21 protein-coding genes and 1 pseudogene are annotated in these 24,467 nt (G+C 59.9%); 9 read left to right on the forward strand and 13 right to left on the reverse strand.

Annotated features, from left to right (window positions below; genetic code table 11):
* Positions 1-6: 6 nt before the first annotated feature.
* The 3 genes and pseudogenes from ACPPVP_RS28850 to ACPPVP_RS28860 all read right to left on the reverse strand — a co-directional run bounded on the left by ACPPVP_RS28850 (position 7) and on the right by ACPPVP_RS28860 (position 2,037).
* On the reverse strand, positions 7-660 hold the full coding sequence (locus ACPPVP_RS28850) for an IclR family transcriptional regulator domain-containing protein (RefSeq protein WP_426538118.1): 654 nt from the start codon (positions 658-660) through the stop codon (positions 7-9).
* Positions 661-768 (reverse strand): annotated as a pseudogene (locus tag ACPPVP_RS28855) (helix-turn-helix domain-containing protein); the annotation flags it as partial. It abuts the gene before it with no gap.
* Positions 769-1,152: 384 nt separating this feature from the next.
* Positions 1,153-2,037 (reverse strand): LysR family transcriptional regulator, encoded by an 885-nt coding sequence (locus tag ACPPVP_RS28860; RefSeq protein ID WP_426526702.1) that lies wholly within the window; start codon positions 2,035-2,037, stop codon positions 1,153-1,155.
* Between the two features lie 278 nt (positions 2,038-2,315).
* On the opposite strand from ACPPVP_RS28860, the gene ACPPVP_RS28865 reads away from it, so the two are divergent.
* The 4 genes from ACPPVP_RS28865 (at position 2,316) to ACPPVP_RS28880 (ending at position 7,063) form a co-directional block, all read left to right on the forward strand.
* Positions 2,316-3,263, forward strand: a complete 948-nt coding sequence (locus ACPPVP_RS28865; protein WP_426526704.1) for an MBL fold metallo-hydrolase — start codon at positions 2,316-2,318, stop codon at positions 3,261-3,263.
* Between the two features lie 467 nt (positions 3,264-3,730).
* Entirely contained in the window at positions 3,731-4,240 is a 510-nt protein-coding gene (locus ACPPVP_RS28870; protein WP_426526706.1) for a hypothetical protein, read from the forward strand.
* 593 nt (positions 4,241-4,833) lie between these two features.
* Positions 4,834-6,435 carry a hypothetical protein gene (locus tag ACPPVP_RS28875; protein WP_426526708.1) on the forward strand — a complete coding sequence of 534 codons (1,602 nt, stop codon included), beginning with the start codon at positions 4,834-4,836 and terminating at the stop codon, positions 6,433-6,435.
* Positions 6,419-7,063, forward strand: a complete 645-nt coding sequence (locus tag ACPPVP_RS28880; protein ID WP_426526710.1) for a tetratricopeptide repeat protein — start codon at positions 6,419-6,421, stop codon at positions 7,061-7,063. The genes ACPPVP_RS28875 and ACPPVP_RS28880 overlap by 17 nt, the downstream gene beginning before the upstream one ends.
* Before the next feature lie 1,175 nt (positions 7,064-8,238).
* Here ACPPVP_RS28880 and ACPPVP_RS28885 read toward each other — a convergent pair.
* Together ACPPVP_RS28885 and ACPPVP_RS28890 are read right to left on the reverse strand one after the other, a co-directional pair.
* Positions 8,239-8,649 (reverse strand): nuclear transport factor 2 family protein, encoded by a 411-nt coding sequence (locus ACPPVP_RS28885; protein WP_426526712.1) that lies wholly within the window; start codon positions 8,647-8,649, stop codon positions 8,239-8,241.
* A 30-nt stretch (positions 8,650-8,679) separates the two neighbouring features.
* Positions 8,680-9,414 (reverse strand): SDR family NAD(P)-dependent oxidoreductase, encoded by a 735-nt coding sequence (locus tag ACPPVP_RS28890; RefSeq protein WP_426526714.1) that lies wholly within the window; start codon positions 9,412-9,414, stop codon positions 8,680-8,682.
* A gap of 278 nt (positions 9,415-9,692) precedes the next feature.
* Here ACPPVP_RS28890 and ACPPVP_RS28895 point away from each other — a divergent pair, with 278 nt between their 5' ends.
* Positions 9,693-10,589: a LysR family transcriptional regulator gene (locus tag ACPPVP_RS28895; RefSeq protein WP_426526716.1), complete on the forward strand. Its 897-nt coding sequence runs from the start codon at positions 9,693-9,695 to the stop codon at positions 10,587-10,589.
* Between the two features lie 307 nt (positions 10,590-10,896).
* On the opposite strand, the gene ACPPVP_RS28900 is transcribed toward ACPPVP_RS28895, so the two are convergent.
* Positions 10,897-11,403 (reverse strand): MarR family winged helix-turn-helix transcriptional regulator, encoded by a 507-nt coding sequence (locus tag ACPPVP_RS28900; RefSeq protein ID WP_426526718.1) that lies wholly within the window; start codon positions 11,401-11,403, stop codon positions 10,897-10,899.
* Positions 11,404-11,678: 275 nt separating this feature from the next.
* On the opposite strand from ACPPVP_RS28900, the gene ACPPVP_RS28905 reads away from it, so the two are divergent.
* The 4 genes from ACPPVP_RS28905 (at position 11,679) to ACPPVP_RS28920 (ending at position 14,776) form a co-directional block, all read left to right on the forward strand.
* Positions 11,679-12,074, forward strand: coding sequence for a putative quinol monooxygenase (locus ACPPVP_RS28905; RefSeq protein WP_426526720.1), 396 nt, complete (start codon positions 11,679-11,681; stop codon positions 12,072-12,074).
* 107 nt (positions 12,075-12,181) lie between these two features.
* A complete protein-coding gene (locus tag ACPPVP_RS28910) occupies positions 12,182-12,676 on the forward strand; it encodes a cupin domain-containing protein (RefSeq protein ID WP_426526722.1) in 495 nt (164 codons plus the stop codon).
* A 188-nt stretch (positions 12,677-12,864) separates the two neighbouring features.
* The gene (locus tag ACPPVP_RS28915; RefSeq protein ID WP_426526724.1) at positions 12,865-13,800 is read left to right on the forward strand and encodes a glutathione S-transferase family protein; all 936 of its coding nucleotides are present in this window, start codon (positions 12,865-12,867) and stop codon (positions 13,798-13,800) included.
* 676 nt (positions 13,801-14,476) lie between these two features.
* On the forward strand, positions 14,477-14,776 hold the full coding sequence (locus ACPPVP_RS28920) for a hypothetical protein (protein ID WP_426526726.1): 300 nt from the start codon (positions 14,477-14,479) through the stop codon (positions 14,774-14,776).
* A gap of 613 nt (positions 14,777-15,389) precedes the next feature.
* Here ACPPVP_RS28920 and ACPPVP_RS28925 read toward each other — a convergent pair.
* The 7 genes from ACPPVP_RS28925 to ACPPVP_RS28955 all read right to left on the reverse strand — a co-directional run bounded on the left by ACPPVP_RS28925 (position 15,390) and on the right by ACPPVP_RS28955 (position 24,464).
* Positions 15,390-16,178, reverse strand: a complete 789-nt coding sequence (locus ACPPVP_RS28925) for a 3-hydroxybutyrate dehydrogenase (RefSeq protein WP_426526728.1) — start codon at positions 16,176-16,178, stop codon at positions 15,390-15,392.
* Positions 16,179-16,252: 74 nt separating this feature from the next.
* Positions 16,253-17,044: an acetoacetate decarboxylase gene (locus tag ACPPVP_RS28930; protein WP_426526730.1), complete on the reverse strand. Its 792-nt coding sequence runs from the start codon at positions 17,042-17,044 to the stop codon at positions 16,253-16,255.
* 37 nt (positions 17,045-17,081) lie between these two features.
* Positions 17,082-18,233, reverse strand: a complete 1,152-nt coding sequence (locus ACPPVP_RS28935; protein ID WP_426526732.1) for a patatin-like phospholipase family protein — start codon at positions 18,231-18,233, stop codon at positions 17,082-17,084.
* Positions 18,234-18,582: 349 nt separating this feature from the next.
* Positions 18,583-19,095, reverse strand: a complete 513-nt coding sequence (locus ACPPVP_RS28940; RefSeq protein ID WP_426526734.1) for a hypothetical protein — start codon at positions 19,093-19,095, stop codon at positions 18,583-18,585.
* A gap of 13 nt (positions 19,096-19,108) precedes the next feature.
* The gene (locus ACPPVP_RS28945) at positions 19,109-22,261 is read right to left on the reverse strand and encodes an efflux RND transporter permease subunit (RefSeq protein ID WP_426526736.1); all 3,153 of its coding nucleotides are present in this window, start codon (positions 22,259-22,261) and stop codon (positions 19,109-19,111) included.
* Complete coding sequence (locus ACPPVP_RS28950; protein ID WP_426526738.1) at positions 22,258-23,334, reverse strand: efflux RND transporter periplasmic adaptor subunit; 1,077 nt, start codon at positions 23,332-23,334, stop codon at positions 22,258-22,260. The genes ACPPVP_RS28945 and ACPPVP_RS28950 overlap by 4 nt, the downstream gene beginning before the upstream one ends.
* Positions 23,331-24,464 (reverse strand): efflux RND transporter periplasmic adaptor subunit, encoded by a 1,134-nt coding sequence (locus tag ACPPVP_RS28955; protein WP_426526740.1) that lies wholly within the window; start codon positions 24,462-24,464, stop codon positions 23,331-23,333. Before ACPPVP_RS28955 ends, ACPPVP_RS28950 begins: the two co-directional genes overlap by 4 nt.
* Positions 24,465-24,467: the final 3 nt, after the last annotated feature.

Raw genomic sequence — 24,467 nt, forward strand, 5'->3', positions numbered from 1 at the left:
GCGGTGTCAATCGATCGTACTGGCGAAAGGTGTCAGGCGCGCATTCTCGGCGCGGATCGCAGCAAGAATGCGCGCCATGTTCTTTTCGATCCGCTCCATCGGACCGGCTACGCCAATCGCCAACCGCCGGTGGTTTGGCGGCGTCGGCACTACCATGCCCACCACGCCGACGCCTTTGGTGACCATACCGCGCGACAAGCAGTAACCGTCGTGACGCACTTTATCGATGCCGGCCTTGAGACGCTCGAACGATGATATCCCACGCTCGATCTTTTTCAGTCTCAGCGTCCGCCGGTAGATCCGGGCGATTTCCTCATCGGTCTCGCCGCTGAGTAGCGGCCAGCCAACGCCGGAGTGCACCAACAGTACCCTGGTTCCGACGGTCGTGTAATATTGCAGCGGCTGCTTGGCCCGAAGAATGTCCACGATCTCCACGTAAATGTCCGCGACCGTCCCGAGCAGAATGGTCTCCCCGACCTTGCGCCCGATACGGCGGACTGCTTCCTGAATGGGTCCGCTCTCGTAATTTGCCGGGGTCACCCAGCTACCAAGTTGCGACAGCCGCAACGTCGGCAGATAGCAGCGCGAAGTGCTCTCGAACGACAGGTAGTTCAGCTGCGCCATGGTCTTCAGCAGGGCGGCGGCGCTAGACGTCGGCATCCCCAGGGAATCGGTGATATCCTTCAGTCGAAGCGGACGTTGCCGCTCCCGAAACAACTCGAGAATATCGAAGACTCTGCGGGCGGATTTCGTCAATTCGCTCGACATGTTCTTGCAGCCGTCACTTCTCAATGCGCAATAGTTCTAAAGGTTAGCTCGGCCGGTCCGAAAAGCCCATCATGCAACATCAGAAAATTCGGAAAGCGGCACCCCGCCGCTGGTGGTGTCATCTGAAACGGAGCAGCGGCCCCGTCAGCGTCACGGCCATTGGCAGGAGTTAGCGGACTACCCCACGACCGTGTCGTTGGCGAACAGGAGGGTGGCGCAGGCATAGGAAAACGAGGCGGATGGTCCCGCCGGAATACGGGCGGAGCATAGAAATCCCGCGGCCTCATGAACGGCCGCTTTGCGCCGGAAGCGGTCATTACTCCAAAGTCCGTTTTTGACTCCGAAGGCGACATTCGTCTTCAGCACCTCCCGCCTTGAATCGGCCTACTTCTCGCTGTGTGCGCTCCGCAATGCCTTCGCGTCCTCTCTCGCCGTTCTATAGACGCATTCGATGAAAAGCTTAGCCGCCGGGCTGCAAGTACGATTCTTGAGAGTTACGATTGCGACAGGCCGCTGGCCAACGGGAAGCCTGATTGGAAGGACCTTGAGAGATTCATCTCGGTTGCTGAAGCCCAGTACCGAGCCTGGAAGCATCGTCACAAATTGCGCGCTTGCGACCAGCCGGAGGCACAAATGAATTGAAAGGGTCGTGATGGGCACGGGGGGCATTGCGGAGCCGCTGTCGCGAAACAACTTTGGCACACCTGCGCCATGCATTGTATCAGCCGGCGGCAGTATCCAGCGTTCGCCGACGAGGTCGGCGAGCTTGAGCTTGCGCGACTTTGCCCATTTGCTCTGCCGGCCCGCAATCACCACGGTGTCATCATTGTACACCACTTTCGCTTCGAGGTCGTCCTCGTCGAACGGCGCCGGAATGCGGCCGATCACCAGATCGATGCTGCGCTCGCGCAACTCGCGATAATGCAGTGCACTCATGACGGTTTGCGCGACGTCCAGTCTAACACGCGGCTGCTCGAGCGAGAAACGCTTGATGACGGCAGGCAAAAAGCCGGCCGCGACGCTCTCGGTGCTGCCTATACGCAGGTCTCCGACGCGCGGATCGGAGAGAAATTCAAGCTCCTCGACGCCGTGTTTGAGCTCGTCGAAAATAGCATGGCCGCGCATGACCAGGGCGCGGCCATAGGCGGTCGGCTCGATGCCGCTGCGACTACGGTCGAGCAGGCGAAGCCCGAAATTATGCTCCATGTCCGAGATCGCTTTCGACACCGCGGGCTGCGAGATCGCGAGTTCGGCCGCGGCCTTTGCCATGCTGCCCTGCTGCACAACCGCGAGCAGAATATGCAGGTCTCGCAGCTTGAGATGACGTCCGACGCGATCGACCCACTTCATGGCACAGACCTATCAAAACAGTTATGTGACGATCACATACCAGAACTGGATATGTATGTCTCTACGGCGCACAGTCCGCATGTCACGAACGTACGTCTTTTGGCCAAACGCCGGACCTCCCGAGCGCCCACCCATTCGTGACCGACGCCTCAAAATCACTCGAGCGTTGGATTCGAAACCAGGCAGGACTGATCATCATGGTGTTCACCATTCGCTGCAGAGTAGTTGCTACTGCATCAATTATCAGCGCGCTTCTCACGGTCGCCGCGCAGGCGCAGGGGATCAAGGTAACGCTTCTGGGAACCGGCAACCCGCCGCCGGTGATGAATCGCTTTGGGCCAAGCACACTGGTGGAAGCCGGCGGACAGAAATTTCTGTTTGATGCAGGCCGCGGTGCGCTGCAACGCCTCCGCCAGATCGGCGTCCGCTGGCAGGACGTGGGTGGTGTATTCCTCACGCACTTGCATTCGGATCACGTGATTGGATTTCCGGATCTGTGGTTGACGGGCTGGCTTGTTTCTCGGCGGGATATTCCGCTCCAGGTATGGGGCCCGAGAGGGACCAAAAAAATGATGTCATACCTTGAGCAGGCGTACGATTACGACATCCGAATTCGGCCCTACGGCGATCAGATTTCGCCGGACGGTGCCGTCTTGCTCGCCGAAGATATTGGTGAAGGCGTGGTCTACGATAAGGACGGCGTGAAGGTAACTGCGTTCGAGGTGGACCACACGCCGGTGAAGCCGGCCTTCGGCTACCGGATTGATCATGCGGGGCGCTCGGTCGTGCTGTCCGGGGATACGCGCATCTCGGAAAATCTCGTCCGATACTCGCAAGGCGTAGACGTGTTGATTCACAACGTGGCCGCGCCCGAAACCCTTCAGCGGGCCGGCCTATCCCCGGAGCGGGCTCAAAGCATAATTGTCCATCACACGACTGCCGAAGAGGCGGGCCAGGTGTTCTCGCGGACGAAGCCCAAATTGGCCGTGTATTCGCATATTGTTTTGCCGAGCGCGACCGAGCAAGATCTGATTCCGCCAACGCGAAAAACTTACTCGGGGCCGCTGGAGGTGGGCGAGGACCTGATGGTCATTGAAGTTGGCGACCACGTGGAGGTTAGGCGGCCTGCCCGCACTTCGCCTTGATCTTCGAATGGCCGCTTCGCGCCAGAAGCGGTCGTTCGCCGTGAACACGTGACTTATAATTGGGGGGCCGAGGGTTCGAGTCCCACCGCACTCACCAATCAGATCAAGTACTTAGCCTAAATCCAAATCTCCGAAACGCCCTCGTGTTGTGTCTGCAACGCAGTTGCGCAGCCGATGGGTGTCATGGACACCGACACGATCGGCCTAATCGTGCATCTGATTGCAATTGTCGCGCTGTTCTTCGCCGCGAGGTGGCAACGGCAGCGCTGACTCTCGATATCTGTCACGGCAAACGGCAGCCGCCATGACTCTGGGAACGCCGCCGGTGCGCCTGCCCGCCGCCAGGCCGTCTGGTGCTGGTCGATCGTTTTGAGCTTTGCAAGAGGCGATCGGAGAGGAACTGGTGGCCCCCTAGCCGCCGGCAATCGATACCAAAGCCCGCCCCCGTCGCCTCCAACGGGGTACACATGAGCCAATTCTCGCCCTCTGCCCGGAAACTCTTCGCGCCCGAATGCCGCTTCATTCAGCAATTCTCGCTCGGCAGGTTTCCACCACTGGACCGCCTGGATTATCTCGATCACGCGGTGATGCTGGTTGAGCGCGAACGCATACGACCTGCGCGACCTGCGCTCGATCAAATTCACGATTACTTGCGTGGCGCCCCGTTTGCGAGTTGGGCTGAGCGTGCGCGCAGCTTCGCGGCGGCAGAAACGCTCGAGCCGAAGGATCACAAAGCGTATCTGCGGACACTCCTCTATCCCGCGCGCTTCTGCTACAGCTGGATGACCGGCCTCATGGGCTCGAACGATGACGCTGTGGCATATCTAAAGGAAAGTGACGTTGTGGGGCTTGATATCAGCTCCCTCGAAGACGCGCTTCAATGTCGCCAAAGCGCCGCTGACCCTGATGCGCTGTTCCCCGAACGAAAAGTGCTCCTGTCTCAGATCGGCGCGTGCGTCGCACTAATCACCACTTGAAATGTCCCGTACGCCAAGGCCGGGCACTGTCGATGTCCGTTCCGGGTCAAAATCAGACGTGGGCCCACGCATAAGCGATGACCGCCCTGCTCCCAAAAACAGACATTCCCGGAAACGGCCGCTTTGCGCCAGAAGCTGTCGTTCGCTCTGGGTAGTCTTCGACCCTACGCTGACTTGCGTGAGCATCGCCGCCCCCTGCTTAGGAAGCGCCGCCCGATTCATCCTGGCGGCGCTTGCGAACCGGCGTAGTCAAGGCTGCGATCTTAATCTGCGAAGGCCGTAGCCCGAATGGGCAAGGTGCCTGACCCTTTTTGATCTCGCGCAGTTTCGTAATTTAACTAGTGTTCCGCTCTGTGAGCGCACACTGTGGACCGATTATCGCCTTCGTCGGTATTTGTCGGTGATAGAGAGCGTCTCGCTCCGTCTTTGCGAGCCGACGAAGCGTGCGTGGCGCGCCTTGGACCGATACGTATACTTGGATTTTTCGCAGGACCACCGGGCGATGGTCAAAATTGCGAGGATGGACGGAGACGCGCCCGTCCTTGGAGCAAGCTTATGGACATGGCTCGCCCGCGCCAGAGAGGAGACTCACCATGAACACGCAATCAGGGCGAAAACTATTTGTCGCCGGCCTGATCAGTGCGGCGCTCGTCAGCGGTGCAATCGGCCAGCAGGACGACAAGCTGGGTAAGGTAGCCTTCACTACCTCCTGCGATCCCGCCGTGCAGGTCGAGTTCGACCGCGGCGTCGCCATGCTCCATTCATACTGGTTCTTGATTGCTCGCCGAAAATTCGAGGAGATCCTGAAGCAGGACCCCACTTGCGCGATGGCGTATTGGGGCGTGGCGATGGATCGCCTTGGTAACACCCTTGCAGTTACACCGACGCGAGCCGAGGCGCAGGCGGGTTGGGAAGCAATCGAAAAAGCGCAGGCCACGGGTGCGAAGACGCAGCGCGAGCGCGATTGGATCGATGCCCTTGCTGTCTATTTCCGCGACCATGACAAGGTCGCCGCGGATGTCCGACTGGCAGCCTATAGTGCTGCGATGGAGAGGGTGGCGCAAAGCTACCCCGACGACTACGAGGCCCAGGCCTTTTATGCCCTGACGCTTCAAGCCGCGGCACCCAAGAGCGATCTCACCTACGCCAATCAGATCAAGTCCGCGGCTCTATTGGAGAAACTCTTCGAGCAGAACCCGCAGCATCCAGGCGTGACGCACTACCTCATTCACGCCTACGACTTTGCGCCGCTCGCCGAAAAGGGAGTAGCGTCCGCACGGCGGTATGCCAGTATTGCGCCGGCCGTGCCGCACGCGCGACACATGCCTTCGCACATTTACTCCATGGTCGGGCTTTGGGAGGAATCTATTGCCTCCAACGCATCGTCGCTCGAGATCCAGCCTGACTACTATCACGCAGCGGATTTTACGGTCTACGCACATCTGCAGCTCGCTCAGGATGCCAAAGCCGACGCGATGATCAAGAGGTCACTTGCGACCGCGGACCGCGGCGATCGTCCGATCAACTTCGTTAATTTCACTGCCAAGGCCGCGATGCCGGCGCGTTACGTCCTGGAACGGGCGGATTGGGCCGGCGCTGGCGAACTGCCGATGACGGCCACCCAATATCCGATGGCGGATTCACTGATCCGCTTCACGCGCGGACTCGGCATGGCCCGCATCGGTAATCTTGGAGGCGCCAAAGCAGAGATCGAGGAAATGAAGGTGTTGCGAACGACACTGCAGCGCGCCGATCAGTCCTACTGGGCGGACCGGACCGAGGAGCAGATGCTTGCCGTTTCGGCCTGGATCGCACTGAAGGAAGGTGCGACCGATCAGGCGCTGCGGTTCATGCGGGCAGCGGCTGACGGCGAAGATGGCAGCCTCAAACATGTGGCGATGGAGAATCGTCTCTATCCGTTCCGTGAATTACTGGCCGAATTACTCCTTGAGACAGGGCAGCCCGCCGCTGCCCTGAACGAATTCGAGATCGCCCTCAAGCAGACACCCAATCGTTTTCGCGCGTTCTGGGGAGCCGCCCGCGCTGCCGATAGCGCAGGCGACCGCCAGAAGGCCGCTGATTACTCTGGTAAGCTGGTGAACCTGGCCAGCAATGCCGATACAGAGCGGCCGGAAATACTTGTGGCCCGGGCATATGCGCGCCAGGACGACACGGTAGGTGCTGCACGAAATTAATTTCTTGGCTGCCTGGCCTGCGCCCGGCAGCCATCAGGCCGAGAAGACAACGATGATCCGCGCGGTCGCATTGGCTACACTGCTCGGCGTGACGGTGAGCGGCTTGGCGGCTTATACGGTAAACTCGCCCGGCTCGCAGATCGTGGCTACACCCTTGGTCGGCGGGCTCGACCGTCCGGCTGAGACAGCTGCCACAACCGCTGCCTGGCCGATCTGCTCCACCATGGCATCCGATGCACCAGACGCGGACTGGGCGCAACTAGATCCGGATTTCAAGGCTGGTAAGAAGGCACTACGCGCAGAGGATTGGAACCGCGCAATCGCAGCGTTCGAACTCGCTGCGCTGCGCGATCCAACTAACGCCGATATTCAGAACTACATCGGCTATGCCTACCGACGGCTGCATCAGATAGGTCCGGCTATAGGCTACTATCAGAAGGCACTGATGCTGAATCCGCGGCATCGAGGCGCCCACGAGCATCTCGGCGAGGCATTTCTGGTGCTTGGCGATTCCGCCGAGGCTGAACAACTATTGGCGGCGCTAGAAAGGCTCTGCCTCATTCCTTGCGAGGAATACGACGATCTCAAGCGAGCCATTACGGTGTCCAAAAGGCTGGCCACGCGTTAAGCAACAAATAAGACCCGAAAGCCGACATCGGGGTACAGTCGCTCTGTCGCGAAGTGCGAGGATTGATTTAAGGCATTAAACTTATCGCCTGACATGCTCCCAACGGGCCAGTGGCAGGTTTCATTGAGTCTTTTCCGGCGAGGTTCCGATTCGATACGATTTTAAATAGTCATTGCGCCTGACTTTTAATTAAGATTTGAGCGAGCTAAAGACTTTTTCTGCTGCCGTACGTTGCGATCACTTGCCCTAGCGGAGTAATTCAATGGTCGAGCTTCGGGCCCAGCAAAGAACTTCAGTCAATTGTCTTGCGCTGCTTCACGTTTACGGTGTTCGCGGCGTTCACCCCTGCCGAGTGGTGAACTTTCATGATCGTGGAGTGGCCCTTCATTGCTCTACGCACTACGTTGCCGCTTTCGAGTTTGATCTTTCATTCGATGGTTTCAAGACAACAAAGCACTGCCACGTGGTATGGAGGGATGGGAATGCGTGCGGTGTCGAATTTATTGATCGAAACCACGCTCCCGTCGCCAACGCGCGGGGGCCGGGAATTGCCTAGGGCAACCCGCGCTGTGTTTCGGTGATGTGAAATGCGCCACACGAACGCCGTAACGTGACTTCCGATTTCGGCACTTTGCCGCCGAATAAGCATTCAGGATGTCCGCGTTGCGCCAAAAGTTGCCATTCGCAAGAATTCAGTTCTCAGACCAACTCGCGCATTGCTACGGGCCGAAGTGCCCCCAACCGCGAAAGATCTCGTGGCAAACTTTGCGCGCCCCTGCATTAGCCCGATCTGGTACCGAGAAAGTCGATTCCACCGAACCAGTCGATTACATTGGCGACTGTCGCACCGGACATGAGCGGTGTGCGAACCGAACTGACTCCTGTCGACGGATCCGGCCACTGGCTTCAACGCAAATGAGCATTTCAACTTGAATGCTCGCCTATACTAGAAACGTCGGAGATTTTGTTTCCAATCCGATGAAGTGCCGCTTTTGCGAGAACCGCAGTGAGTTTTTCGGCGATCTGCCCATCCGTTGGGGGTGCGAGCGGAGCGAAATATCTGATCAAGCGACTGATCGTTTAAAGCGGAAGTCATAGGTGGGAGCCTTTCAGGAAATGGATGTTAGTCGGCACAACATCGTGTCACGCCATCACGATTCACACGTCGAACTTGACTAGGTCCTTGCGTCGATCTGCGAGGCCCGCGCCAGTGCTTGCGTGTCGATGTATTCCTGGATGTGGGTGACTTTGCAGTCTCGAACGGTAATGTCGAAGACCCACTCGTCCTTGAACGGCCTATTCGTGGCTTTGATTTTTCCCGTAGCGACGCCGACGACCATAACCCGGTCTCCCTGCGCCACGAATTCTGGGGGCCTCGGGTACTGCGTTTCCACCTCTTCGGACGCCTTCTTGAGCACAGCCGCCAACTCCGCGTGCCCGCGGTGCGTGCCTGCCAGCGGCCAGCCTTCGCCCGGAATGATCCACTTGATATCTTCAGCAGCCAACGCCAGCAGATCGCGCGCGTTGCCGCTGCCCATGGCTGCAAAGAAATTCTTCACAAGTTGGATATTCTCTTCGGTGCTCATCGTATCTCTCCGTTTTCGCTCGGCGTGAATTCAGATGGCCGAGAAGCCGCCGTCGACGGACAACTCCACCCCGTTCACGAAGCTCGAATCGTCTGAAGCAAGAAACAGCGCGGCTGCCGCAATTTCCTCAGGACGACCCATCTTTCCCCGCGGGATCAGGGATTCGAACATCCGCTTCGCTTCGTCGGTGAGAACCTGGTCCTGCATCGGTGTGGCGATCGGCCCTGGGTGCAGCACGTTCACCCGGATATTCCTGCCCTTGAGTTCGTTGAGCCACCCGCGTGCGAATGCGTGCAGCGCCGCCTTGCTCGCCGCATACACGCTGTAGCCGGGAAAACCTTTGATCGAAGCAACTGACCCTGTCATGAAGATCGATCCGCCGTCGTTGAACAGCGGCAACGCCTTCTGAACCGTAAACAGCGTGCCGCGCGTGTTCAGGCCGAAGGTCGCGTCGAAATGCTGCTCGGTAATCTCGCCCAGTGGGACGGCTTCGCCCGTGCCAGCGCTCGCGTACAGGATGTCGATCCTGCCCTTTTCCCGCTTGACCGTGTCGAACAGACGGTCGAGGTCGTCGAGATTGGCCGCGTCGCCGCGCACGCCGGTCACGTTGCGGCCGATCAGCTTGACGGCTTGGTCCAGCGCCTCCTGTTTCCGGCCCGTGATGAAAACATAGGCGCCTTCTTCAACGAACCGCTGGGCGCTCGCCAGCGCCATGCCGCTCGATCCACCCGTGATGACTGCAACCTTACCTTCAAGCTTTCGCATGACTGCTTCCTTCCAGGCTTCCGCCTCTGATCGTTTGGGGACGCCCCCGAGAACCTCGACATAGGTCCGCCGGGGCCAAGCGTTGAGTGCGGAAAAGCGCACATCGGTGGTGCGAAAACGATCCGGGTCGACGATTGATGCCGGCCGCGATGATCGGTGGTTGCCGGTCGGAATTGGGCAGGGCTCGTCGTCTCAAGCTATGATTTCCGCCAATACTGCGATACGATCCGTTAGATACGGGCTTTTGGAAGGCGCACCGCGTGGTGCTTGATTGCACCATGATCGACTGGGATGACATTCGCTACTTTCTTGCCGTCTCGCGCGGAGGCTCGGTGCGGGCCGCCGCCAAGAGCCTTGGTGTGAACCACGCGACCGTACTGCGACGCATCGCCCAGCTTGAGGAACGCCTCGGGGCGCTCATGTTCGAAAAGCTGCCCGCGGGCTACCGCCTGACGGCTGCAGGCGAGGAGGTCCTCGAGCTCGCGAAGCAGATGGAAGCGTCGTCGCACAAGCTGGAGACGCGCGTCTTGGGTCGGGATCAGAGCGTGCGCGGGCTACTTCGGGTGACGCTGGCCCCACCCCTCGTGACACACCTGCTCATGCCGGACTTCGCCGATTTCGCGCACCTGCATCCGGAAATCGAGATGGAAATCCTATCGTTTGGCGAACTGGCAAATCTGACCAACCGAGAGGCCGACGTCGCGATCCGCGTCGTCTACGACCGCAAAACCCTGCCGCTCAATCTTCACGGCCTGAAAGGACCGGAGTTGTTCGGCGGCGTCTACATGTCTCGCGATCGACTGGCCGCATGGCGTGCTGGCGCGCCTGATCCCATCCGGTGGATCGTCATAAGCATTCATGGAATTCCGGATTGGGCCAGCGAGGGTGAGGTTCGCGCCACGGGGGTTCCATTCAGGACCACCGACGCTGAGTCGCAGATCGTTGCTGTACGGCAGGGGCTCGGGTTGACGACACTGCCGTGCTTCGTTGGCGATGCCGACCCCCTACTGGTGAGGGTGCCGGGCACCGACCTGCACATGTACGGAACGCTCTGGCTCCTCACACAGGGGGAGACACGCAAGACGAAGCGCGTGCGGCTCTTCACTGAGTTCGTATCCCGCCGGCTCGCCGCGTACGCGCCGCTTCTCGCGGGACTGTCCTTATCGCGCGACTGATCTGCAGCAGGTCTCCATCGACGCTTGCAATCGGCAAGTGCCTGCGAGCGCACATCCCGCAGCGTACGCCTTGAAATTTCCGGAGTCACAGCACCTTGGCGGCCTCTCAAAGACTCAGGGACGTCACGATCGAAGCAAGTCTCGGGAGGTGTTTGTTGCAGGTCCTCGCAATGTCGCTCATTGGCACTGAGCCGCCGCCGGCGTTCGGCCTAATGTCCGCTGTGCGCCAACAGCAGACATCAGAGCCGGGTCAGTTTTTGGACCCAAAGCGGACCGTGACCTGAAGTGAGGCAAGCCGATAGCAGAACTAGTTCCGTGCCGTGACAGTATCTTCCCGAGGGCCTGCTGAGCTCACAAAATGACGAAGACGATCCTTTAGGTCGAAGAGGTCGGCCACCGGCACATTTAGGTAGCAGTAAAACTCGCCCAGCATCTGCTCAGTCCGCTTCCGAAGAGAGATTCCCTTCGTGGTTAGATCGACAAGCACGCGTCGTTCATCCGCTGCCGGCCGCCGTCGAGTCACGAGCCCCTTAGCCTCGAGGCGCTTGAGCATCGGCGATAGCGTCCCGAGATCCATCCGCAGGAACGTGGCGAGCTCTCCGACGCCTTGCGGGCCACCACGCTCCCAGAGCACGACGAGGACCAGATACTGGGGATAGGTGACGCCGAGCTTTTCGAGGAACGGCGCAAACAACCGCGTCATGTGGTTGCTGGCGGCATATAGTGCGAAGCACAAATGGCTATCGAGGCCCGGCATGTCGACCGGAGCAATCGGGGCTTCAGCACCTATGTTTTTCTTTTTTTGGCCTGCCATTCCTCGGTTTTCCTGTTCAACGCCATTTAGTGCTGAAGCTAAGAGCACTTAACCTTGGCTGAATGCCACAATGATTTGGACGGGATCTTATCCTTAGCCGCGAGAGCGAAGCAAGCTGTGCAAATACTTGCAATCTGGTTTATTGACTCTCGATAATATCGTGTACAAAATGATTGTATCTTCCATAACGGTCATCGATGGCCGGTGAAAGAAGGGTGTCGTCTGCCTGCAGGCGACACCACGCAACAAAAACTCAAGCGAGGGAGAGAAACATCATGCCAGAAATGGATCGCCGTGCATTCGTGGGTGCCGCTGCTGCGGGAGGCGTAGCAGCTGCCGTTCTTGCTGCTTCGTCCGCTATGGCGGCAGGGCAGAGCGGCTATTTCGTGATCGCGGAAATCGTATCGAAGAAGGACAAGGCCGATGAACTCCGCGCGTTGCTCGTCCCCTTCGCGGAATTGTCGGCCAAGGAACCGGGTTGCCTAGTCTACACGCTCATGGAGGTCATCGGCGAGCCTGGTCGTTTTCTCACTTTTGAACGCTGGACTGACAAGGCCGCGCTCGAGGTTCATATGACCACGCCGCACATCAAGGAAATTGTACCGAAGCTCGATCCCGTTCTGGCGAAACCGTTCACGCAGCTTTTCCTCGACGCGCGAACGGGCGGCTAAGCAAACTGTCGCCCCCGATATGACCGCCGGCGGGACGCTGCGTGCGCAGCGGCCCGGGATAACAATAGATCAACAACTTAAAGCAGACACAGCGATAGGAGGGAAAAATGCGTGGACCAATTTATGGGTTGGGCGCGGTGCTGGCGCTCGCAATTGCTGCTCCGGCGTTTGCCGGCGATTTGACGAGCATTGAACTCGATTCCAGCGGCAAAATCGCGGTTGCAGTCAAGAAGGATTCCGCAAAGCTTGCGCCGATACCTGATATTGGCGGCCGTCCGAACAAAGGATTCACTTATGGCGCAGTCCATCAAGTGGCACCCAACAGCATAAATATCAGCAAAGGCATCAACGTGATGCGCGGGCACGTCGACGCAAAAGGCTCTATCGCGGTTCACGAGGGACCAAATCAAGTATACGTACTTTACGTCATCAGCGGCACCGGCAAAATGACCCTGAACGATAAGGATGGCAAACAGTACGGCGACATCACCTACAAGCCCGATGACGTCATTCTGTTCAGCCCGAATACCTGGCATGGCTGGGTCAACGGCGATACGCCATTCGAATTCTTCGGCTTCGACATGCAGGCGGCAGCAAAGTAACGCCGCCAGCCGCCCTCCGTAATCAACTAAAGCTCGCTTATCATTCAGCCACTCGCCGCCACTCGGATGGCGGTGAGTATTCAATATCCAAAGATCTCGCGATGTTCTCCGTCCGCTCTCGCGAACCGGCGCAATAGACCCGAATCAACGGGCGAATTTGGATAATCCAGCAACGAGGGAGAAAACACATGCCAGAAATCATCCTGCATCATTACCCACTCTCGCCATACTCGGAAAAGATTCGCCTAGCCCTGGGCCTGAAGGGCATCAGCTGGAAGTCAGTCGAAATTCCGGTGTGGACGCCGCGTCCCAAGCTGACCCCGATGACGGGAGGCTATCGGCGAACGCCGATTTTGCAAGTCGATGCGGAGTTTTATTGCGACACGCTCCACATCCTGCGGGTTGTTGACGGATTTAGTTCATCTGGCTCGCTCTATCCCAAAGGCCAGGAAGCGCTTGCAAAGGCGCTGGGCTGGTGGATGGAGAAGGGTTCCTTCATGAACGCCGTATGCCTGACGATCGGCAACATGCCCGGGCTCCCCCAAGAGCTCATCGATGAGCGACGCCCGCTGTTCCGCGTCAACCTGGACCCCAGCGAATTGCGCGCCAAGCGCGCCGTGTACCTGCAAAGGGTCAATGCACACATTGCTTGGCTCGCCCAAGCGCTAGCGGATGGTCGCAAATTCATTTTGGGGCAGCAAGCGTCTGCGGCCGACCTGTCAGCATATCATCCGATCTGGTTTGCGAGGCAGAACGGCGGTGACGAGGTCAACGAGTTGATAGCGTTTGCCGGGATGATCGATCCCTGGTTCAAGCGCGTGGCGGCCATTGGTCATGGTAATCTTTCGGAAATGTCGCCGGATCATGCAATAGAGGTCGCCAAGACAAATGAGCCAGACGAAGCCTTTGAATGGTCGCCCGAGGCTAAAAATGTGGGCCTTCGTCGCGGCGACTGGGTCAGTGTTACTCCCGACGACTACGGCAATCCGGTTTATGGAAGCCTGATCTCCTGGGCGCATGACGAGATCGTCTTGCGGCACGAAGACCCTTCAGTTGGTCAGGTCAATCTGCACTTCCCGCGGGTCGGTTTTGACACCGCGCGGACTGACGAGAGGGCCGCCTAGCAAGCCATTTGCGCAAGAAGCTCGACCTTCGGCATTCCCGCTCGCGTTGACGCGCTTCGCAAGACTATCTGCGCATCGCTGAAGTTGCTGCGGGATGTCCACTTCTGGCCGATTTTGTTGCGAAAGTCTTTTTGGGGTGGCGAACGAAAATTCTTAGAGCCGCTGATGCGCTTTATGCGCGGCAACGTGAGGGACCATATTGTTTCATCCAAAATCGATCACGAACCTCCGCAGTGGCGTTGAAAAGCGACGCAGCTGCGGAGAAGTCCAAAGATCAACTTTCGCGAGATTTTCCGGGTCGCTCGATTTTCGACTTTTGCAACAATATCGGCCCTTAGCCGACCTCGCCAGCGGTCAGAAGGTCCGCTTTGCGCCAGAAGCGGCCGATCAGAAACGGCCGCTTGGGCGAGAACAAAGGTTGGGACGGTTTTGACGCGATGGTCTTCGGCTCGTTATAGAGCGACGCGGAGGGTGGGATAGCGGAGGAACAGTCATGCCTGCGCCGCCAACGGCATCCCGGGAAAGCCGCGGAAGTCCGACGGTCCCGACTTTGTAAGGGAAAGCGTTTCAATTCGGAGATAATTTCATCAATGATCGAATCACTGACTTACGGCAGTTCGAGGCGCGCCCCCCTCGATCATGTCAGTGACAGGCAGCATCTGCAGGGAGACCACGTATGACGCATTCCGAGGATAGTCTGCCTCCCGCAGTCGGGGCCTATTGGATCAAGGAGGAAGATTATCCAGTGTTGCTGCAACTTTTCGACGATGGCGACAAGATGCCGCCGAGTTGGAAAGAATGGCTGAAGATGGCCGAGGAAATGGAGCATGGGCTCAAGGCCTATGGACACGTCGTGCTGCGTGTCTACATCGACCCCACCACATTCCCGGAGTGGTGCGCCGCCCACGGCACAAGCCCGGGCAGTGCCGGACGCAGAAAGTTCGTCGCAGCGGCGGTAACCGAGAGATATGGCTGACAGGCCTGACCAGCACCGCCGTCGTGGCGCGACGCCGACCATCGTCAGCCCAGCCTCGAACAGCACCTTCGGTCCAGCCTGCCCTTGAGGCTTCCGGGTGATCGCGTCCTAGTTGCTTCGTTGCGCGGTCCAATACCCCGAACAGCGCCCACCTGCTGCGTGGCCGCTCCAGGTTCCGCGGCCGGCGTCTTGCGTCAGCCTCCCCGAGCCTGATGCGTATTTGTCGTGGACCGTCACCGACGCGCGAACCGCGCCCGATCTGCCGACATGCCCGCTAAACTTAACCAGATTGGGATGCGTCACGACGCCGTCGTTTATGTTCACTGAGAAATTGTAGGTCGGATCGCAGCTTCCGCGTTGTGTAACGAAGGAGAGATTCCAGGGACCGTCGTAAGAGGTTCGAGCTTCGGCAGCCGTCGCCAGCATAAGGCAGGCACAGCCAATGACATTCGCAATCAGTCGCCTGTTCATGGACTTCTCTCCAGAGAAATTGGTTGATGTTCAGTAAGGTAGTCGTAGGTGTCGGGTATTGTTTCTTCTCTTGGTCTATCGCAGCTGTTCGTCGACCATCTTCTTTCACCATGCGTTGAGCCAGTGTGCATTTCGGCGGGCCCTACGCGGCCGTCCAGCCGCCGTCGATAGAGAGGTTGGCGCCGGTGATCTGCGCGGCGCCTTCGCCACACAGGAAGAGCGCCAGCGAAGCAACCTGCTCGACCGTGACGAATTCCTTCGTCGGCTGGGCCGCGAGCAGGACGTCGTTGATCACCTGATCTCTATCCATGTTGCGCGCCTTCATCGTGTTCGGAATCTGCTTCTCCACCAGCGGCGTCCAGACGTAGCCGGGGCTGATACAGTTGCAGGTGATCTTCGACCGGGCGAGCTCCAGCGCAACCGTCTTTGTGAGTCCCACGATGCCGTGCTTGGCCGCGACGTAGGCCGACTTGAAGGGAGACGCGACCTGCGAATGCGCCGACGCCGTGGTGAGGATACGCCCCCAGCCGCGTTGCTTCATGCCAGGAGTAACGGAACGGATCGCATGGAATGCGGACGAGAGGTTGATTGCGATGACCGCGTCCCGCTTTTCGACCGGAAAATCCTCGATTGGCGAGACATGCTGGATGCCGGCATTGTTGACGAGCACGTCCACGCCGCCAAACGTCCTCTCCGCAAACGAGATCATGTTGGCGATTTCCATTGGCTCGGCCATATTCGCGGGCGAATAGATAGCCTTCACCCCGAAATCGTTCTCGATTGCAGTCCGCGTTTTTTCGACATCGGCCGGTGCCCCAATCCCGTTGAGCACGATATTGGCGCCAGCACCTGCGAATGCCCGCGCATACGCAAGACCGATGCCGCTCGTCGAGCCGGTCACAACTGCGACTTTACCTTCCAGAATATCCATTTCGCCTTTCCTTGTTGATCTGTGACGGTCTTGCGGCCGGACGTCGGGCTCGCGCAGCCGATCGCTGTCGTCCATCAAGTGACTAGACTTCTCTCGTAGCTCCGGAGCGGGCCTCGAACCGGCTGTTGCAGATAGTCGTGAACGACCTTGCCCAGCCCCAGGGTAAGGTCTGCGCGGATGTGAATCGCGGACACGATCTCGAGAACGGGCAAATCAGCCACGGGAGCCAGGGCGTGAGGCGTCAGGGCGAGAGCCGCGGGTCCGGTCCACGCTCCTTTCAAGACAAGTTGCTCAAGGTGATAAGCGACAAGCTCGCAGATCCGCGGACTGCCGTCGACGTGCGGAATGATCTTGAGAAGGAAGTTCGGCTCCTCGAGAGCGGCCTTGACTTGCGCCAGGTCGGCTTCGCGGTGTTTGTGTCCCATCGTGCCGGTTGCTACCCGCAACGGACCGTAATCCAGAGTGCCGATCAGCGTATCGATCTCGGTCCTTAACGTCGGCTGGCCGAGCTTTTTCGGAAAGCCCCAGAGCTCCCGGCCGCCCGCGATCGGTCCCTCATCGTTCAGGAACATGCAGTGGGTGTAGCTGCCCCTGCGACCGCGGAACGACACCGGGATGACCTGGCCGCTCTCGGTATAGTCGCCAAAACCATTGGAATCCGGCATGCGGATGAATTCGTATTTGACCAGTGCTTCGCTTTCATCAAGTTCGAGCGGCGCCGGAACGACCGATCGCAGCCTCGCCGGATCGGTGCGATAAGTGATGATCAGGTATTCGCGGTTGACGAAGCGATACGGCCCCGGCGGATAGGCCGGATTGGTAAGCGGCATCGCGAATGCCCGCTTCACGACTTCACTTTCGCGCATTCAATTCTCCTGTGACTGGGAATAACCGGCTGGCGGCCTATTCGCGACCATCCTGCTCAAGATCGAACGTGGAAACGCCGTCCGCACTGGTCGGGCGAGTCAGCACTTCGGGATGCCGAAGGGTGCGTAACGCATCGTGATAGCCGGCGCGCCAATGATCCTGCATCGAGAGGCGGGAAAACTCATAGTCCTTGGAGTGGCCTTCGTAGTCCCGCGCGCGATAGATCAGGTGAACGAGGCTGTGCACGTTGTGAGAGGCAGCCGTCCTGAGCAGCCTGACGTCCTCTTGCTCGGGCAGATCTTCAGGCAGCCTGCCCAAGAGAGCGGCCAGCTCCCGCTGCAACCGGTGCAGGCTCTTGAACTGGTCTGTGCTCGCGCGCGTGCGGCTCGAGTATTGAATCTCCTTTTGACGCGTAACGACGTCGGCCAGATTGCGCGGAATCTGGCCGCGCGCGCTCCAGAGATCGACCTGAAACACAAGCGTGTCCTGACGGGCGCCACACTCGATCACATATTGCAACGGTGTGTTCGAGACCAAGCCGCCATCCCAATAATGTTCGCCATCGATTTCGACCGCTGGAAATCCCGGCGGCAGCGCCCCACTCGCCAGGATGTGCTCGGGCCGAATCGTATGCGTGGCAGTGTCAAAATAGACCAGATTGCCGGTCCGCACATTGACGGCACCTGCGCTGAACCGCGTCATGCAGGCGTTGATGCGATCAAAATCGACCAGGCGCTCCAGTGTCGTCTTCAGCGCGCTCGTGTCGTAGATGCTGGTGGCGGCAAGCGTTCCACCCGCTTGCAGCCATGGCGCCAGTGGCCGCGCAGAAAAGAATCCGTTCGCGCCGAACATCGCCGCGAAGCTCGCATTGACCTGATTGAGAAAATTGCGGGTGTGATCGCTATTCATCACATCGGTGAACGGCGCGTCCAACGTCACCTGCGTCCAGAACTCGCGAAGCCGGTCAACACGGGAATTGGGGGGATTTCCCGCGATGATTGCAGCGTTGATCGCGCCAATCGAAATGCCGGCAATCCAATCGGGATGGATATTGGCTTCGGCCAGAGCTTCGTAGACGCCTCCCTGGTAAGCCCCCAGAGCGCCGCCGCCCTGTAAGAGCAACGCTACGCAATCGAACGGCAGACGCCTGTCGGTCGTCGTCAGATGTGGTCGAGGCTGAAAGTTCATGGGGTTCTGTGCTCTTGTTTACGATTGCCCAAGCCTGCGTTCTGTTCAGAACGTGTCGTAGCGGGTTTCGCGATCCGATTTAATACACTATACCGTATAGTTTGATATTAGAATTGTCAAGCAAGCCCGTTCACAACTTTGTGCTGCATCTGATTGAGTGACGTTCGTCTGAGGTTGTTGTCGACTACCCGACCAGTTCGACACGCTGACACAACGCCGAAGTCCGCTTCGACGTCACGCAGCTGCGGTGAGAGAACCGGTCTCTGTCACGAGCAGCAGCGAAGCCAACGGGCTTACGATATCCACTGTGTTCGTCGGGTGACGCTCACCCTGCCCGAATTCGTTTTGGCTAGTTGCAAACCAGAACGCGTCGGTGGCGACTATAGGCGTAGTAGCAGTCGCTATCGGAATAATTGCCATCGTTCTCGCTGCCACAGGCATATCCGGCATAGGCTCCCGCGGCATAGGCTGCACCATATCCGTATCGCCGCCCGCCATAGCCATGGCTGAAGCTTCCGGAACGGCTGAAGCCGACCGACGCGGAGCGAGCCTCGACCGAGCGTGCAACCGCAGGTCCGTCACGACCGCCGGCGCGGACGCCGCCAGGCCCCCTTAGATCGCCGCGAGGACCGCCGGCGCCCAGCTGGGGAGCCGGACCACCAAAGCCGGCACCGGCCCCACCGCCAGGCCCCATGGGAGGAGGACCTGCGAATGCGGGAGGACCGCCGGCCGCGATCGGCGGAGGACCGCCGGGCCCCATCGGAGGAGGCGGAGGGAATTGCGCTAACACCGCAGTCGGCGCCAAGGAAATCGTTGCGAGCGTCACGCTGACGGACAGCGTCAAGAGTGTCTTCCTGACCATCATAGTCTCCGTTTTAGATTTGCGTTTCAAGGACCGGCACTGGCGCGGCCGGCGCGAGAGTCGGGTTCGACGAATGGCTGTCGTGCGTCGGGTCAACGGCCTCTAGCACTGGCCCGCCATCGTCGTGAACAGGGTGGATCCGGAACCACGCCACATAGAGTGAAGGCAGGAACAACAGCGTCAGCAGCGTGCCGACGATGATGCCGCCCATCATCGCGTAGGCCATCGGGCCCCAGAAAATCTCGCGCGCGATCGGAATCAGCGCGAGACTCGCGGCGGCCGCCGTCAGCAGGATCGGGCGCATGCGATGCTCGGTCGCTTCGACCACGGCATCCCAGGCCGGGCGCCCCTCCTTCCTCAGATCCTCGATCTGCACGATCAGGATCACCGAGTTTCGGACCAGGATGCCGATCAGTGCCAGGACGCCGAGGATGGCGACGAACCCAAGCGGCGCGCCGCTCGGCAGCATCGCCATGACGACACCGATCACGGCAAGCGGCGCGACCGCAAACACCAGGAACAGGCGGTGGAAGCTTTGCAGCTGAATCATCAGGACCGTGGCCATGACGAACAGCATCAGCGGAACGACGGCCACGATCGGCGACTGGCTCTTGGCGCTTTCCTCCACGGCGCCGCCGATCGCCACCGAATAACCTGCCGGCAGTTCCTTGTTGAACTCCGCCACCTTCGGCGCCAACTGGTCCATGATCGTCTTCGGCTGGACGTTGGTGACGATGCCGGCCTTCAGCGTGATCGTGGGAATCCGCGCGCGGCGCCAGATCGTCGGCTGCTCGATCTCATAGCGCAGATTGGCCACGGCCCCGAGCGGCACCGACTGCCCACCCTGCCCGCTCAACTGCAGATCCCGAAGCGTATCAATCGAGCCGCGTTCGACCGCGGTCGCACGTCCAGTGACATTGACGAGATAGATGCTGTCGCGAACCTGGGTGACCGGGGTGCCCTCGAGCACCGAGTTCACCGCCGTGGCGATGTCTTCCGACGTCACGCCGAGCTGGCGCGCCTTGTCCTGGAGAACGTCGACCTTGACGACGCGCGCAGGCTCCATCCAGTCGAACACGACGTTGCCGAGATCAGGGTTGCTTCGGACGATGCCGGCGAGAGCCTGTGAGAGATCCCTGACCTTCGCGATGTCTGGCCCGCTCACGCGGTATTGCACGGGACGCCCCACCGGCGGGCCGACCTCCAGCAACTTGACGTAGGTGTCGGTGCCTGGAAACGTCTTACGCAGATATTCCTCGAATTTCGCCTTGACGAGGTCGCGCGCCTTGATGCCGCCCTTGGTCACAACCACTTGCTGGCCAAACCACGCATTGGCCGTCTGTACGTCGAACGACAGCACGAACCGCGGCGCGCCGGTACCGACATACGTCGACCAATGCTCCACGGAGCCATTGCCCTGCAGCTGTTCGCGCTCGAAGCGCGCCATCTGCGCATTGGTGTCTGCAATCGAGGCATTTTGCGGCAAATTCCAGTCGATCACCAGCTCGTCACGGTCCGACGAGGGAAAGAATTGCTGCTGGACGAACGTCATGCCGAATAACGCGATGAAGAAGGCTGCAACCGTCACCCCGACGGTGATCCAGCGGTGATGCATGCAGAAGAGCAGCAGGCGGGCGAACATCTGCGCCAGCCGGCCCTTCTCCCCGTGGTGGCCTTTCATTTTTGCGGGCAGAATGGTGACGCCAAGCAGCGGGGTGAACAGCACTGCGACGATCCACGATACGATCAGGGAGACCGCGATCACCACGAACAGGGTGAAGGTAAATTCGCCGGCATTGCTGCTGTTCAGCCCAATCGGGATGAAGCCCGCGACGGTGACCAGCGTGCCCGTCAGCATCGGAAAAGCGGTCGACGTATAGACGTGGGTCGCCGCCTTTTCCAGCGGATCTCCGACCTCCAGGCGGGCCACCATCATTTCGACGGCAATCATCGCGTCATCGACCAGAAGGCCCAGCGCGATGATCAATGCACCCAGCGAAATTCTCTGCAATGAAATGCCGGCATAGTTCATCACCACAAAGGTGATGGCGAGAACCAGCGGGATCGCAATTGCGACCACAAGCCCGGCGCGCATGCCCAAGCTGAGAAAGCTGATGGCGAGAACGATGACCACCGCCTCAAACAGCGCTTCGGTGAACCCCGACACGGCATGTTCGACGACAACAGGCTGATCGGCGACCAGATGAACGCCGACGCCGATCGGCAGGTCGGCAATGACCTTTGACATTTGCTCCTTCAGCGCCTCGCCGAAGTGAAGCAGGTTCGCGCCGGACTTCATGCCGATTGCAAGCCCGATTGCGGGCTGGCCGTTGTACCTGAACAAAGTCTTGACGGGATCGGCATAACCGCGCGTGATGGTCGCGACGTCAGTCAGCGGAAAGAAGCGGTCGTTGATCCGGAGATTGACCGCGTTCAGGCTCGCCTCCGACGTGAAGCGGCCGTTCACCCGCACGCTGATCCGCTCGGCCCCCTCCTGGAACACGCCGGAAGGCGCGACCGCGTTTTGCCCTTGCAGGGAGGCCATGATCGAGCGGACGTCTAGGCCAAGGGCCGCGACCTTCCGAGTGGAGAATTCAAGGTAAATCACCTCGTCCTGCGTTCCCAGAATGTCGACCTTGCCCACATCCGGCACGGTCAAGACCTTGGCGCGGATACCTTCGACCTCGTCGCGCAGCTGACGCTGGGTCAAACCGTCGCTGGTGAAGGCATAGATGTTACCGAACACGTCGCCGAAGCGATCGTTGAAGCCCGGTCCGATCACTCCTTGCGGAAAATCTCCCTTGATGTCCGCGATCATGTTGCGGACCCGGACCCAGGTTGGCTTGACGTCAGCCGCCTTTGTCGTGTCTCGCAGATAAACGAACACGGTGGTCTGGCCCGCCACCGTCACGCTCTTGGTGTAGTCGAGCGATTCCAGCTCCTCGAGCTTTTTTTCGATCCTGTCGGTGACCTGGCGCGTCATCTCTTCAGGCGATGCGCCCGGCCACTGCGCCTGGATCACCATGGTCTTGATGGTGAAGTCGGGATCTTCCTGACGACCAAGCTGAAGGTACGCAAACAGCCCTGCCGCCATGAAGGCGATCATGAAATACCAGACGAGAGAACGATGGCGGAGCGCCCAGTCGGAAAGGTTGAACGACGTCATGGCTTCTGATCCTGTTCGATACGGACTTGTTGTCCTTGCTTGAGGCTGCGGATTCCGGCGGTCACGATGCGCGCGCCGGGGGCAAGCCCGCCGGCGACGCGGGCACCTGCGGGGTCGCCGGCGAGATCGACCTTGTGCAGCGACACGGTGCTCGCAGGCTGATCGACGACCCAGACGAAATTCGCGCCATCCCTGGCGAGCACCGCTGAGGCGGGAACGCGCAATGTCGGACTTTGCGCTTTGCCGAGCTTTGCCGTAACGGTCGTACCCAAGCGGAAGCTTTCGGGGGGATTGTCCAGCGCGATGCGGACTCGCCGCAGGCGTGTCGCGGGGTCCGCCTGCGGGGCGATCTCGCGAACCTTGCCTTCGACCTGCACACCGGGGAGCAGCTGCAAGCCGATCGTGAATGGCAAGCCAATTTCAAGCGGCACCGGGAAATCCTCCCCGATATCTACCACCGCCTCCCTGATATCGGGCCTCGCGACTGTCACGACATTTTGGCCAGGAGAGACCACCTGTCCGACTTCTGCGCCCACCGCGGTGACGACGCCGGCGAAATTGACCTTGATCTGTGCATAGCCCCGTTGCTCGATCGCCTTGACCAGGTTGGCCTGTGCGTGCGCCACCGACGCAGCGGCGCCAGCCCGCGCCTGCTCGGCATTGTCCAGCGTCTGCTTCGTGGTGGCGTCTGTTGTGATGAGGGTTCGCTGCCGCTCTTCCGTCGCTGTTGCGGTCGAAAGCTGCGCCTCGGCCTTCGTCAGCTCAGCCTTGGCGGAGCGTACCGTAAGCTCCAGAGCCGTGGGATCGATGACACCTACAGTTTGTCCTTCGCTGACGAGGTCGCCAACCGAGACGGGACGCCCGGTCAGACGTCCCAGGACGCGGAAGGCGAGATTGGTCCTGTACTGCGGCTCAACAACGCCTACGGCGACCATGCCCTCCGTGCGGCTCGGCTCAAGGACCATCGACAGCACGGGTCGTGCAGGGTCGGGCGCTTTCGCGTCCTGCTGACATCCAGCGAGCACCACGGCGGATGCAAATGTGCCGGCTGCAATCATCGTTCGCTTCTTCATGACTGGTCTCCCTCATATGTCACGGCCTGGCCAACGCTCAGCAGCTTGCCGCCATCGATCACGACGCGCTCGCCCGGTTTGATGCCCGCCTCGATCAGCACTTCACGGGCTTCATAACCGCCGATTGTCACCGGCTTGAGCGCAGCCGTTTTGGTCGCCGGATCGACGATCCAGACCGCGGGCTTCGATCCCGCCGCCGCCAATGCACTCCAGGGCAATGCGATCTGCTGCTGGGCTTTCGCTTTGACGGTTCCTGCAACGGCGCTTCCAAGCGTCATCGCGGCCGATGGATCATGAATGGCAACCTTGACGCGGATGGTCGCGCTCTTCGCGTCGATCGCAGGCGAGACTTCCCTGACATGCCCGCTCGCCGTCACGCCTGTGTCGGAGACGAGCGCCAGCGATACGCGACTGTCATCGAGATCGCCAAACAAAAGGGATTCGTAGATGTCGAACACGGCATCGCGTTCGCCGTCCTGCGCCAGCAAGAAAACCGGCTGCGCGGCCTGTACCACCTGGCCGACCTCCAAATTGCGCGCGGTGACCACGCCTGCCACTTCTGCGTGCAGCGCGGTATAGCCAAGGGCGTCTGTCGCCGTTCCCAGCCCCGCGTTTGCTGCCTCAAGCGCACCTTCTGCGGTTCGCAATCCTTCCTGCGCCTGGTCGTAGACCGTCCGCGTGGTGAAACCGCTTGCGATCAGCGCTTTCTGCCGTTCGAAGGTTACCTTGGCCACGCGCAGCTGAGATTCTGCGGCCAGCACCGCCGCGGTCGCGGCATCGACGTCGGCCTGCTGCTCCGCCGGATCGAGCAGAGCCAGGACTTCCCCAGCCTGGACACGGGCGCCAACATCGACATAGCGCGCGAGCACGCGTCCGCTGACGCGGAACGAGAGGTCGGCGCGAAAACGGGCCTGGATTTCGCCGGTCAGGGTGACGGAGGCTTGGCGGTCGCGCGGCTGCACGATCTCCGTACGCACGATCGCGGCACGCGTGACGGGAGTAGCGGCGTGATCGTTGCAGCCACTCAGCGCGATTGCGACAAGCGCGACCGCCAGGCTACCGGCCCAACTCAGCTTGCGTTTGCGGGCAGCTTGATCAACTACGGCGTTCTTCGCGGCATGATGTTTCATAGC

The organism is Bradyrhizobium sp. McL0615, assembly GCF_049993905.1.
In the GTDB taxonomy this organism is placed as follows: Bacteria; Pseudomonadota; Alphaproteobacteria; order Rhizobiales; family Xanthobacteraceae; genus Bradyrhizobium.